The 13,064-nt window shown below is 50.9% G+C and carries 12 protein-coding genes; 4 read left to right on the top strand and 8 right to left on the bottom strand.

All coding sequences use genetic code 11. From position 1 onward, the window contains the following. Positions 1 to 10: 10 nt before the first annotated feature. From Q365_RS0110880 to Q365_RS0110850, 7 genes are all read right to left on the bottom strand, one after another. Positions 11 to 955, bottom strand: coding sequence for a Gfo/Idh/MocA family oxidoreductase (locus Q365_RS0110880; RefSeq protein ID WP_028023373.1), 945 nt, complete (start codon positions 953 to 955; stop codon positions 11 to 13). A 16-nt stretch (positions 956 to 971) separates the two neighbouring features. After that, positions 972 to 1,883, bottom strand: coding sequence for a class III extradiol dioxygenase subunit beta (locus Q365_RS0110875; protein WP_028023372.1), 912 nt, complete (start codon positions 1,881 to 1,883; stop codon positions 972 to 974). Further along, positions 1,876 to 2,388, bottom strand: a complete 513-nt coding sequence (ligA, locus tag Q365_RS0110870; RefSeq protein ID WP_028023371.1) for a protocatechuate 4,5-dioxygenase subunit alpha — start codon at positions 2,386 to 2,388, stop codon at positions 1,876 to 1,878. Before ligA ends, Q365_RS0110875 begins: the two co-directional genes overlap by 8 nt. A 35-nt stretch (positions 2,389 to 2,423) precedes the next feature. After that, positions 2,424 to 3,473: an amidohydrolase family protein gene (locus Q365_RS0110865; RefSeq protein WP_028023370.1), complete on the bottom strand. Its 1,050-nt coding sequence runs from the start codon at positions 3,471 to 3,473 to the stop codon at positions 2,424 to 2,426. Continuing rightward, positions 3,470 to 4,180, bottom strand: a complete 711-nt coding sequence (locus Q365_RS0110860; RefSeq protein ID WP_028023369.1) for a 4-carboxy-4-hydroxy-2-oxoadipate aldolase/oxaloacetate decarboxylase — start codon at positions 4,178 to 4,180, stop codon at positions 3,470 to 3,472. Before Q365_RS0110860 ends, Q365_RS0110865 begins: the two co-directional genes overlap by 4 nt. 10 nt (positions 4,181 to 4,190) lie before the next feature. Then, positions 4,191 to 5,063, bottom strand: coding sequence for an amidohydrolase family protein (locus Q365_RS0110855; RefSeq protein ID WP_028023368.1), 873 nt, complete (start codon positions 5,061 to 5,063; stop codon positions 4,191 to 4,193). A 74-nt stretch (positions 5,064 to 5,137) separates the two neighbouring features. Beyond that, a complete protein-coding gene (locus tag Q365_RS0110850; RefSeq protein WP_028023367.1) occupies positions 5,138 to 6,214 on the bottom strand; it encodes a 4-oxalomesaconate tautomerase in 1,077 nt (358 codons plus the stop codon). Between the two features lie 123 nt (positions 6,215 to 6,337). Here Q365_RS0110850 and Q365_RS0110845 point away from each other — a divergent pair, with 123 nt between their 5' ends. Then, on the top strand, positions 6,338 to 7,228 hold the full coding sequence (locus tag Q365_RS0110845) for a helix-turn-helix domain-containing protein (RefSeq protein ID WP_028023366.1): 891 nt from the start codon (positions 6,338 to 6,340) through the stop codon (positions 7,226 to 7,228). Positions 7,229 to 7,342: 114 nt separating this feature from the next. On the opposite strand, the gene Q365_RS0110840 is transcribed toward Q365_RS0110845, so the two are convergent. Then, positions 7,343 to 7,813 carry a phosphatase PAP2 family protein gene (locus Q365_RS0110840; protein ID WP_028023365.1) on the bottom strand — a complete coding sequence of 157 codons (471 nt, stop codon included), beginning with the start codon at positions 7,811 to 7,813 and terminating at the stop codon, positions 7,343 to 7,345. A gap of 503 nt (positions 7,814 to 8,316) precedes the next feature. Here Q365_RS0110840 and Q365_RS0110835 point away from each other — a divergent pair. The 3 genes from Q365_RS0110835 to Q365_RS0110825 all read left to right on the top strand — a co-directional run bounded on the left by Q365_RS0110835 (position 8,317) and on the right by Q365_RS0110825 (position 12,742). Then, positions 8,317 to 9,330 carry an adenosine deaminase gene (locus tag Q365_RS0110835; RefSeq protein ID WP_028023364.1) on the top strand — a complete coding sequence of 338 codons (1,014 nt, stop codon included), beginning with the start codon at positions 8,317 to 8,319 and terminating at the stop codon, positions 9,328 to 9,330. A gap of 96 nt (positions 9,331 to 9,426) precedes the next feature. Next, positions 9,427 to 11,226, top strand: a complete 1,800-nt coding sequence (locus Q365_RS0110830) for an amidohydrolase (RefSeq protein WP_028023363.1) — start codon at positions 9,427 to 9,429, stop codon at positions 11,224 to 11,226. A 277-nt stretch (positions 11,227 to 11,503) separates the two neighbouring features. Next, positions 11,504 to 12,742, top strand: coding sequence for a glycosyltransferase family 87 protein (locus Q365_RS0110825; protein WP_028023362.1), 1,239 nt, complete (start codon positions 11,504 to 11,506; stop codon positions 12,740 to 12,742). The last annotated feature ends 322 nt before the right edge of the window (positions 12,743 to 13,064 follow it).

The following is a 13,064-nucleotide window of genomic DNA, read 5'->3' as shown; positions in this document are numbered from 1 at the left end:
TCATTGGCAACTACTCTCTCAATATTTTTTCAATGATATCGAGTACCTTCATTGCCGCGAGTGCTTGTTGTACGCTGGCGTTGGGTTCACGTTTCTCACGAATCGCTGCGATAAACTCACGATCTTGCAGTTCGATGCCGTTCATCGACACATCGACCTTGCTGACATCAATTGGGTTCTCGCGCCCATCCACCAAGTCATCATACCTTGCAATATAAGTACCGTTGTCACAAATATATCGGAAGAAAGTGCCAAGTGGACCATCGTTATTAAACGACAAAGACAGTGTACACAGCGCACCAGAAGCGGTTTTCAAGCCAATGCTCATGTCCATCGCAATACCAAGCTCGGGGTGCTTCGGCCCCTGCATGCCCTGAACTTGAACAATCTCCTCACCAGTTTGATACGCAAAGAGATCCACCGTGTGGCACGCATGGTGCCAAAGCAGGTGATCCGTCCAACTACGTGGCTCACCCAATGCATTTAGGTTTTGTCTGCGGAAGAAGTAAGTTTGCACATCAAGTTGCTGAAGCTTCAATTCACCCGCACGGAATTTTTTATTGAGGTATTGGTGGCTTGGGTTGAAACGGCGTGTATGGCCTGCCATAGCGACCGTGTCCGTTTCTTTCTGCACACGAACAATGCTCTCTGCATCTGCTAGCGAATCCGCCATCGGGATTTCGACCATCACATGCTTACCCGCTTGCATCACTTCGATGGCTTGTCGGGCGTGTATTGGTGTCGGCGACGTAATAATTGCCGCCTCAACACCCGGCACTGCCAGCGCTTCCTGTAAATCCAACGTCCAGTGCGTAATGCCATACTTCTCTGCCGTCGCGCGGGTGCTTTCTTCTACACCACCCGCTATCGACACAACCTCCACGTCGTCTATATTTTTTAGCGCATCCAGATGCTTGTGACCGAAAGCACCTTCTCCCACCATGATGATTTTCATTCGCTACTCCTTGAACCTAAATCTGCCTTGAAACTAAGTCTGCCTTGAACGTCAGCATGCCTTTTGTGACCCTGTCACTCGCATTCTCTAAAACGGTTAACCCATAGTGGGAATTCGACACAGGTGCGTGAGTGAATCGATAGATTTCATCGACCTTCTCATCCATTGCACCGCGCATCACCAGCCACATGATCGCTTCAATGCCTTCTGAACCCGTTTCGCGTAAATATTCAGTGTGAGAAACCGCCTTGGCCGCGTCAGGGTCATTCACCATTTTGTCTAGCCAGTTGCAGTCATATTCAGTGTTGATCAATCCCGCTCGTTCGCCTTGAAGTTGATGCGACAAGCCGCCCGTACCAAAAATAGCGACAGTGGTATCTTCAGGGAAAGATTCCACGGCTTTACGAATCGCTTTACCTAAATTGAAGCAGCGGTTACCCGTCGGTTGAGGGTATTGAACCACGTTCACCGCCAGCGGGATCACTTGGCACGGCCATGCTTCAGGTTGTCCATAAGCCACAGAAAGCGGCACGGTCAGGCCGTGATCCACATCCATCTCACTCACGATGGTCATGTCGAATTCATCAAGCACCAAAGATTCTGCAATGTGCCACGCTAACTCGCTATGACCTTCGCATGATGGCACTTGGCGCGGGCCATACCCTTCGTCAGCAGGGTTAAACTGCGGAGCCACACCAATCGAAAATGTCGCGACAGATTCCAATGAAAACGCCGAGGCATGATCGTTATACACAATCAGGCAAACGTCGGGTTTCACCGTGTTCATCCACTCTCGCACAGGCTGAATGCCGTTAACGAAGCGCTGCCAATAGTTGGCGTGCTTTGCTTCGTACATGCTGCCGTTATCCATTGCAGCACCGATTGACGGAATGTGAGAGGTACCAATACCGCCTACTACTTTACCCATTGGAATCGTCCTTGTTTTCGCTCTGTTCGCTGCTGTCAGCACTGCCTTGGTTCGCTGTGACGCTATCAACGTCCGCAGCATGCGCGCGATTTTCAGGCTTAGAATAGTATTCCGCCCATTCCTGCTTGCTGCGATTGCCTTCAATACCACGCCCACCTGCCAGCATCATGTCGCGAAAATCTTCAAACGTCATATTGTTGCCCGACATCGCAGCGCCCGCGTGTTGCATGGTCATGCCATCAAAAATCGCCAGCTTAAAGGTGTAATAGATATTCCCTCCCAAGCGCAGCATGCCAAGCCAATCTCGCGTTAATACCGCGTCACGCTGGGTGTCCGTCATCGGGTATTTGTCCATGTATTCGGCTTCATTTTGGCGGAACAGATCGCGGTTCTCAGCCTTGTTGAGAGACAGACAAAACATGTTCAAGTGATAGCCTTGACGCGATGCCTGCCCGTCGAATACATAAGTGCCAGGAATGTCGTCGTAATCCCTTTTTTCACGCATTATTTACTCCTTCAATAACGCTTAAATCACGCACATTAAATCAATCCGACTTCTTTCAGTCTGGCATCTAATCGCGAGAACACGCGACGTGTGTTGCCGTTGAAGATCTTCGCTTTGTCTTCATCATTCAGTTTAGAGCCGTCAATGTAGCGCTTTGTATCGTCGAAGAAATTGCCCGTTTGCGGGTCGATACCGCGCACTGCGCCAATCATCTCTGAAGCAAACAAAATGTTGCCTGTCGGCACGACTTCCATTAGCAAATCGATGCCCTCTTGGTGATACACACAGGTATCAAAGAAGATATTGTTTCCCATGATGTCGTTCAGTGGCGGTAAACCCATCATGTCGCATAAGCCACGGAACCGTCCCCAGTGATACGGCACAGCGCCGCCACCATGTGGCACGATGAACTTCAATTCAGGGAAATCTTTGAACAAGGTTTTCGACATCATCAACTGTTGGAACGCCGTGGTGTCAGCCCCGAGGTAGTGCGAGCCCGTGGTATGAAAACAAGGGTGACAACAGCCGCTCACGTGGATCATCGCTGGAACGTCCAATTCACACATTTTCTCGTAGATGGGATAGTAGTATTCGTCATCCAACGGCGGCGCTGTCCAGTAGCCACCGGATGGATCGGGGCTCAAGTTACAACCCACAAACCCAAACTCTTTCACGCAGCGCTCAAGCTCTGCCGCACTCGCGGTCAAATCAGCGTCGGGGGATTGCGGCAGCTGCGCCGCACCAATGAAGTTTTGCGGATACAGCTCAGCAATACGGTGAATCAGTTCATTGCAGTGCTCCGTCCAATATTTGCTCGTGGTTTGGTTACCAATGTGATGCCCCATCCAGCTGGCGCGCGGCGAGAATATGGTCACGTCTGTGTCGCGCTCGTTTTGCAGCTTCAACTGCGCGCCTTCGAGGCTATCGCGGATTTGGTCATCGGAAATATTCACCACGCCTTTGACATGATCGAACAGAGGATCGGTCGCCAGCTCGGCTTTTTGTTGGTCACGGTATTCACCTAGCTCATTCGGTGCGGTCGTGTAATGGCCGTGACAATCAATAATTAGCGTATCCTTGCTCATTCCAAATCCTCCAATGTATCTACATAAAGAAAGCCAGCTTGTTCCAACTTAGGGCGCATGTTGTACATGTCTAACCCTAGGATGCCGGTCTCCAGCATTTGTCGTTTTTCTTCTTCCAACGCCACGCGCGCTTTTGCTGCTGTTAAAACGGTTTCTGCACGGTCTTTGGGAACAACACAAACACCATCGTCATCTGCCACTATCACATCACCGGCATAAATAGGCTGATCGCCACACACCACGGGCACATTCACCGACCCCAGTGTCGCTTTCACAGTGCCTTTAATAGACACCGCTTTCGACCACACAGGGAAATTCATTTGTGTGAGATCTTTGGTGTCACGCACACCCGCATCAATGATCAGCCCTTGCACACCGCGCGCTTGCGCAGAGGTCGCCAGCAAATCACCGAAATAGCCGTCTGTGCATGGTGAGGTTGTCGCAATCACCAACACATCGCCAGGTTGGCAAAGCTCAATCGCCACATGCACCATCCAGTTGTCGCCGGGCTGTGCCAGCACTGTTACGGCACTGCCCGCGATTTGTGCGCCGGCATAAATCGGGCGAAGGTTATGATTGAGATTGCCTGTACGCGCTTGGGCTTCATGCACGGTGGCACTTCCACACTCGGCAAGGCCTTCCAATACGGTTTTGTCTGCACGCTCAATGTGTCGAACGGCAACACCTTGGATTGTTCTCATAGACATACTGCTTTCCTTAATCGTCAAAACCGTAGAGACGTGCTGGGTTATCCACCAGAATCTTCTTCTGCGTCGCTTCATCACGGGCAATCAAAGGCACGAGGTCGAGCAAATCTGCATCATTTGGCATGTGTTTTTTAATGTTTGGATGCGGATAATCCGTCCCCCAAAGGATGCGATCTGGCGCGACCTCCACCAGCCCTTGTGCATACGGCACAGCGTCATAAAACGGCGGCGCAATGGCGATGCGCTCAGAGCCACACACCTTCACCCACCAGTTTTCGCGCTGCATAAAATCCAGCAGGATTTGATACGCCTTTTGACCCACGCCTTCCGACGTCGGCACGCGTCCCATATGGTCAACCACAATGTCCATGTCGAATCGGTTGAAGAAGTCTTCGTAACGGATGATGTCTTCTGCGTTAACGTGGATCACCAAGTGCCAACCGAACGGCTTCACCCGCTTCAATACCCTTTCCATCATGTCGAGGTTGGGTGCGCCGCCAAGATGGGTCACGAAGTTGAAACGAATGCCGCGCACGCCGCCTTCATGAAGATCCTGAAAGTCATTTTCTGTAAAGGTATCGTCTGCCATGCACACGCCGCGATATGCGCCGCTACTGGTGGCGATCGCATCCATCATCGCGCGGTTGTCTCGCCCATGGCAGCTCGCCTGAACGAGCACTGCGCGGGAAATACCCAACTTGTCATGCACACGCTTCAGTGCATCTTTGCCCGCATCAGGTGGCCAATAGGTCGCGGTATCGGCATAAGGGAACTGCGCATGGGGGCCGAATACATGGCAATGGGCATCGCATGCATTCGCGGGCGCCACAAATCGCGGTGTACGCGTGTTGTTATCCGGTGGCATACAACTGGGTTTGGTCATTCCGTGACTCCTGTGCAGTCTATAAATCACTGCGTTTTCACTGTTTGTTTAAGCACTGGCTCTCGTGCTTTCGGTTATTCGGCTTTCTTGGGCAAAAAGAGCTCGCCTTTCGCAAGCAAGCGCGCCGTTCTGACCAACCCAGCGCTCTGCACTGCGCCAGATGGGTCGAACGTCAACGTCATGGAGAATTCCCCTGAGGGGTGTTCAACGGACAAAGTTTTCACCAAGCCGTCAGGGAGTGAGGCTATCCCTTCTGCCACTGAGCCAGATAAGGCACACGCCGTGGCGACAGATACCGCGCCCAGCACGCCAATGGCAGAGTGACAAACGTGAGGAATAAAGGTGCGAGAAGAGACATTGCCGCCATCAACAGGGGGCGCAATCAGGCACATTTTCGGCACGACCTTGTCAGTGACATCGCCAAGGTTCATTGCCACGCCTGCTTTTAACCGTACGGCTTCAATGCGCGCTTTCAATTCAGCGTGGTGATTAAGTTCGTCGGCGCTTTCGTAACCCGTCACGCCAAAATCTTCGGCGCGCATCACCACAACAGGCATACCGTTATCAATGCAGGTCACTTCGTAGGCACCGTCGAGACCTTCAAACGTATCGCGGGTGTTTCCAGTAGGAAGCAGCGCCCCAGTGATCGAGCCTGCAATGTCTTGATAATGACAAATCACCGGAGACGCCGTGCCGGGCACGCCATCAATGGCGGCGTCACCGTCGTATTTCACGTCGCCATTCGGTGTTTCGATTTCCAAATCACAGCGATTGCCACTGTTGGTCATCAACACACGAACGATGGTTGTCGGATGGGTGGCTTGCACAAGGCCTGATTCAATGGCGAATGCACCAACGCCCGCCAGAATGTTTCCGCAATTGGGTGTGGTGTCTACGCGGTTCTCGCCCACCACCACTTGCACAAACAGGTAATCGACATCGCAGTCAGCATCCGACGAGGAAGAAACCACCGCGACTTTGCTCGTTAGCGGGTTCGCACCGCCTAAGCCGTCGATTTGGCGCGCATCACGACCGACTGCATCAAGAATGGCTTGGTTTCTCTGTTCAGCATCGTCTGGCAAATCACTTGCGACAAAATAGATGCCTTTGGAGCTTCCGCCTCTGAGCTGCATATAAGGGATCGAAACCATGTCTTCCTGACCTTCGCATGAGAATTAGGACCAGAATAGTCATGATGTGACTCGCAATAAATTCAACTTTTTTACATTTTGTTGTACATTTTTAACATTACTGACTTTTGAAGCGCGAGTGTGATGTCGAACATCCCCCATTACTTTCTGTATGGCGAAGAACTGCCTGAAAGCTCACCGGATTACATGCATATCGCACGGCTTGAGCAGTCTCTGCCAAAACACAACTGGGAAATTCATCCGCACCGACACGATGATCTCCACCAATTGATGATCCTCGAATCCGGTTCGATGACCGCGCAGATCCGCGACAGCAGCGCAGAATACAAAGGGGGATGCGTGCTTTCCATTCCCGCCAAAGAGGTGCATGGGTTCATCCACCAGCCCGGGGTAACAGGGTTTATTCTGTCGATCTCACAGCCCTTCATTTTGAGCTTATTCAACGAGACCGAACGACAGGCGCTCTCATCCCTACTTCGAGAGCCTTTGGTGATCCCCATTGCCGACGGGCGAAACGTGATTGAATTGAAATCTCTCGGGGAGCGTCTTTTAGCGGAATACCAAGGCCGCTCGATAGGGCAAGCTTCTATGATTGGTGCGTATTTGAAGATTGTGTTCGTGCTACTGAGCCGTCAGATACAACACCGAGAAAAGCCGCAGGCATCCGATGCAAAAACCGCCCTGTTCGAGAAGTTCACTGCATTGGTCGATCTTCACTATCACCAGCATTGGAGCGTGAACGAATACGCCGCCGAACTGGGCATGAGCCAAGGCCAACTGAATCGGATTTGCCAGCGCAGTGCTGACTTACAAGCATTGGAAATCATTCATGGAAGGATTGTGGACGAAGCCAAGCGATTGTTGATTTTCACTCAGCTTTCATCGAAAGAGATTGGCTATCAACTCGGCTTCAAAGACCCGGGCTATTTCTCCCGATTTTTTACCCGCCACGTTGGGCAAGCACCCAAGCAATTTCAACAACAACTGCTCCGAGAACAGGTGCAGCAGCAGTAGCAGTAGCAGTAGCAGTAGCAGTAGCAGTAGCAGTAGCAGTAACTAGACGGGCGAATCATGCGATTGGGATTAAATCGGTGACATAGATTTGCGCAGGAAAAATCGTCAAGACGGTTAAATCAGAGCAACCGCGGCGATTGCAGTGCAAAGACCAACACACAATCCGACGATAACATCACGCCAATGGTGCTTTAAGGCTTTTACACGACCCAAGCCAACCAGCATGGCGAGACCATAAGAAAGCAAACCAATGATCCAACCATAACTCACGGCGAGTATGGTAGAAGCCGCAAACGCATTGGCGGTGTGGTTAGAAGGAAAGCTGTCGTTGCCGCTTTTGTCAGGGCGCTTGGCATCAATCAACATTTTGCCGAGCAATCCAATACCGGAAGCCATCGCTATGATGTACCCCGCGAACTTGAATTCACCCCATTCGCTATGAAAAACAGGGAAAGCCACCGCAGCAGCAACCAAACCGTAGACACCGACATCGCTCACCATCTGCCAATTTAACGAACTAGAGTAGTGAACAAAAAAGCACACCCACAAAGTAATCAGCAGAAGAGCAGGATAGAGAATCGTCATTAGTGCGTCAGTTCATCCTAAGTTGATCAATGACAGAACATTCAGTATCTCAGACTCTCGCCGCGCTTAACCACATGGAATGTAAGTAATTGTTACCTAAAGCAGCAACATACGCAGAAATGCCCAACAAATGAGCATGATAGCGCTTGGTCTGAACAGTCCACATCCTTATCGGTAACGGCAACGGCAACGGCAATGAACGTTACGCTTCCACAGCTTTGTCACCTTGGACACATTGGACACATTGGACACATTGGACAGCTTGGACAGCTTGGACAGCTTGGACAGCTAAGGCAACATCACCGTCTCGCCAAAAATTGACCGAACGGTCAGTAACCACTAAATTTTATAGAGGTGTATACCCACAACGTTTTCTTTTCATCAATCTGCCACAGCCATCGTCACCGCAACGACTACAGTACAAATTGTCATATTGCACTGGCAATGTGACTGCATCACCGCTTTGAAGACGACAAACAACCCAACGTGTAAGGGAGAATCTTATGGAAGACTTTATCCGACACTTACCTAAGGTAGAACTGCACCTTCATATTGAAGGCTCATTGGAGCCAGAACTCATGTTCGAATTGGCAGAGCGCAATGGTATTGCCCTGCCCTACGCCAATGTTGAAGAGGCTCGCGAGGCTTACCATTTCCATAATCTTCAATCTTTTCTCGATATCTATTACCAAGGTGCCAATGTTCTGCTCACCGAGCGGGACTTCTTTGATTTAACCTGGGCGTACTTAATGCGCTGCAAAGCTGACAACGTCATGCACACGGAAATCTTTTTCGACCCTCAAACCCACACTGACCGCGGCATTCCTTTTGATACCGCCATCAACGGTATTTTCCATGCATTGCGCCAAGGCGAGAAAGAACTGGGGATTACCAGCAAACTCATCATGTGCTTTTTGCGGCATCTGTCAGAAGAAGCGGCTTTCGAAACACTCGAACAAGCAAAGCCGCATCTGCATCGTCTTGTCGGCGTGGGGCTAGATTCCTCCGAGCTTGGTCACCCGCCTGAAAAATTCGCCCGTGTTTTTGCAGAAGCGCGCGCATTGGGGCTAAAAACCGTCGCACACGCGGGTGAAGAAGGCCCTGCCAGCAACATTCGTGACGCGATTGAATTGCTTCACGTCAGCCGCGTCGATCACGGTGTGCAATGCACGCAAGACCCTGAGCTGGTGAAACAGTTGGCGCAAACGCGTATGCCGTTAACCGTCTGCCCCCTATCCAACATCAAGTTGCGGGTATTCGATCGCATGGAAGATCACAACATACTCACCCTGTTAGACGACGGGCTATGCGTAACGGTGAATTCTGACGACCCCGCATTTTTTGGCGGCTACATGAATGACAATTTCCTCGCCCTCAATCGCTCCTTGTCACCGAGTAAAGAACAGCTCACACAATTAACACGTAATGCCATTGAAGCCTCTTTTGTGGACGAAGATGCACGTCAATGTTTGCATCAAAAACTGGACGACTTTTGGGCAAATCACGGCTTACACTAAAACAATAATCCCTCACGTTTGATCAACGTGAAATGGCTTGAGAAAGCACAGAGAAAAAGCGGGCTTGCCCCGCTTTCTTTTCATCAAGGAGAGACCATGAAAGCCTCGTTGTTTACGCTTACCGCACTCGCGGCATCGTTTACTGTCTTTGCTGACAGCCCTGCAAAGCCTTTTGCTGAGACCATTTACCACAATGCTGACGTGATTACCGTCAACGATGATCAGCCAGAGGCTAGCGCTGTTGCTGTGTTAAACGGCAAAATTCTCGCCGTAGGCAGCAATGAACAGGTACTCAAGCTAGCCGATGCGCGTACCAAGGTGATCGACTTGAAAGGCATCACCATGATCCCAGGGTTTATTGACGCACATGGCCATGTAATGAACACGGGTCTTCAAGCCGTTTCCGCGAATTTGCTCTCTCCCCCTGATGGGCCAGTGACCGATATAGCAAGCTTGCAGACATCGCTTCGCCAATGGGCGGAAAAACCCATCAATAAAGCCCAAGACTTCATCATTGGCTTTGGCTATGACGACTCCCAGTTAAAAGAACAAATTCACCCAACACGATACGATTTGGATGCGGTTTCCACCGAGGTGCCCATTCTTATCATTCACCAGTCAGGGCATTTAGCTGTACTCAACAGCAAAGCGCTCGATATGCTGGGATTTACCGTCAAAAGTAAGAACCCGCCGGGCGGTATCATTCGCCGCGTCGCTGGCAGTGACGTACCCAATGGCGTACTGGAAGAATCGGCATTCTTTGGCGCGTTGATCCCGCTGTTCACGCAAATCAGCCCAGAAGAAAACGAATTACTGTTTCAAGCCGGCATGGAGCTTTACGCCAAATATGGCTACACCACGGCGCAAGAAGGCCGCACCATGTCTGACAGTGTCACCACCATGTACGACATTGCTCAGAAAGAGAAATTGCTGCTCGACGTGGTCGCCTACACCGACATTCAACTCGGCACAGATATCATGAAACCGCCCTACCTGAGCCAAAGCTACAACAACGGCTTCCGTGTAGGTGGCGTGAAACTGACATTGGATGGCTCACCACAAGGCAAAACCGCGTGGCTGACCAAACCCTATCTGATCCCACCTGAAGGCCAAACCGCAGGTTACGCAGGCTATCCCATCATGTCTGATGAAGAAGCCGAGAAGTACGTGGGCATGGCCATGAAAAACGGCTGGCAGTTGCTAACACATGCCAACGGCGATGCCGCGATTGATCAGTACATTCAAGCAGTCGATCAAGCGACGAAGAAATACGGCGAAGGCGAACGACGCTTTGTTTCCATTCACGCCCAAACCGCGCGAGAAGACCAAGTGCAATCGTTTAAAGATCTGAATGTCATCCCGTCGTTCTTCCCGATGCACACCTTCTATTGGGGTGATTGGCATGCGCAATCAGTATTGGGCGATGAGAGAGCCGAAAACATCTCGCCGACAGGCTGGGCGTTAGACCGCGACATGATCTTCACTTCGCACCACGATGCGCCCGTGGCGTTCCCCAATTCCATGCGCGTGTATTCCGCCACGGTAAACCGCATTACGCGAAGCGGTCGCATTCTGGGTAAAGACCAACGCGTGTCGTCGATGACCGCACTGAAAGCGCAAACCATCTGGGCGGCGTACCAGCATTTTGAAGAAGACACCAAAGGCTCGATTGAAGTCGGTAAAATCGCTGACTTGGTGCTGCTGTCTGACAACCCTTTGGAGATAGACCCAATGGAGCTTGCTGACATCACGGTGCTTTCGACGATTAAAGATGGCGAAGTGATTTACACCCAAGAAGCCGCCATTGCCGACAACAGTTGCTCGACCTCAAGAAAATGTCAGGCACTCGCCACCCACACCTTCATGATCGCGGGGTTGATTCCTCACATACACTGATTGCCAGATCAGGCAGCCAATCAATTCTCGCGATTTCTCGCAACAGGGCATGAATAGAACGGCACAAGAAGGCAAGGCTCGTATGAGTCTTGCTTTTTTGTATCAAGCTCAATGGCACCTGCTCCGCTCAATAGCACCCGCTCCGAACCACACAAACTCTCGAACTCAACAACCCCAATACGCACTTTATTGCATCTTATCTACACTCACAGATAAAGAATAAACAAACCGATATTTCGTGGCGCTGATTCGCCGCCTTTACCGTTTGGGAGCCGCTATGCGTATGTTTTCTGAATCATTTGATAAGTCGCCGTCTCTGCAACGCACGTGGCACTTGCTTCTCAACATGTCCTCCTTTGTTTTTTCCTTGGTGCTGATTTACTGCATCTATCGACTGTTCCAAACCTACGATTGGGGACAGCCATTCACCAAGTTTCTCTGCTTTAGTGGGCTGTTTGCGCTGGTTCTCGTCCTGTTTCGCCACCGAGAACAGACAGATGACGTGGGCAATCCCATCTTGATCCTTGAATCCCTGTTTGCGGCCTTGGTGCTGGTGCTGATCTTTGCGCGCATGGTGCCTGCTTATGGCGATTTCCTGTTTGCCGCACCAACAGTGGATATTGGCTACACCACAGAACACGCCGCCAAACTGCTATTCATTCAGGGCGAAAACCCTTACCTAAGTCAGAGCATTAATATCCGACCGGAGTTGGCACCAGAGCACCGCGGGTTTCACTACGGGCCGGGCATGATCTTAGGGTATGCCGCTGCCGCCTATTTCCCTGGTATTGGCTACAAGTTAACAAGCCTTGTCTTTCTCGCCATCACCGCCATTGCGCTGTGTTCATTGGTGGCGGGCTGTTTAGCATCTAAAAGCCAGAATGAAACCAACAGCTGGCAAGTGCGAAGCGCCGTATTGGCCTCGATGGTGTTGTTATTCTTGCCAGAGCGATTGTGGTACGAAGTGTTGCAAGTCGGCGCGAACGATATCTACCCCGTGGCGCTGCTGCTTCTCGGCTTGGTGTGCGTACAAAAAGAAAAGTGGGTACTTGCGGGTGTGTTGATGGGTTTATCATTCGCCACCAAGTTCTCCCCTGCTGCCTTCCTGTTGGCGATGTTTCTTCGTAAAGATATCCGCCTGAACTTTTTGATTGGCTGCGCGATTGGCGCTTCGCCTTTGCTGGTTTTTCTGGCATGGGATCATCAAAGCCTGATTGAGAACGTCTTCATTCTGCGTTTTGGCCTGAACTTCGATTCCACCAGTCTCTATTCAATCACACCCGAGGTGTTGCATGTGCTGTTCCCCCTCACCCAGCTTTGCGCCCTGATTTACTTTCTGGTGCGCAACGCCACGAGAACCTTGTCTATCGAAGAAACCGTGGTGTGTTTCACCTTGCTGTTGATCATCATTGAAGTCACCTTCAAGGAAATCCACGCCAACCATCTGATTTGGTTCTATCCGCTCATTGCATTAATCGTCGCCTTGTACCGGCACAAGCTATTCCCCACCAAATAGACGACAAAAGTGGCAAGACGTTAACGCGTAAAACCCAAAGCACTGATGGGATTTTGCGCGAGCCTCGTCTTTCCTCGTCAATTGTTAAATTCGCGACAACCATTCCCATCGAATACTTCTTAAGCTTTTCTGAACGCAACCAAACGATTCTGTGCGCTTAGCAATGAGACAGAACCGCGCTGTAAGTGGTTAAATTGCCGCCAAAAGTGAATATATTTTCACTTGGGTACTGTGTTTAATGCGCGCAATGTGAGATAACGTCGCCCTTGCAGCCAATCTGCAAACTCGGTAACGGATGCCGACGTCACTCTTTTAGCTCCAT

It is taken from the genome of Enterovibrio calviensis DSM 14347 (genome assembly GCF_000621165.1).
In the GTDB taxonomy this organism is placed as follows: Bacteria; Pseudomonadota; Gammaproteobacteria; order Enterobacterales; family Vibrionaceae; genus Enterovibrio; species Enterovibrio calviensis.
Note: the sequence above shows the minus strand (reverse complement) of the source record. Positions and strands in the feature narration are given on the sequence as shown.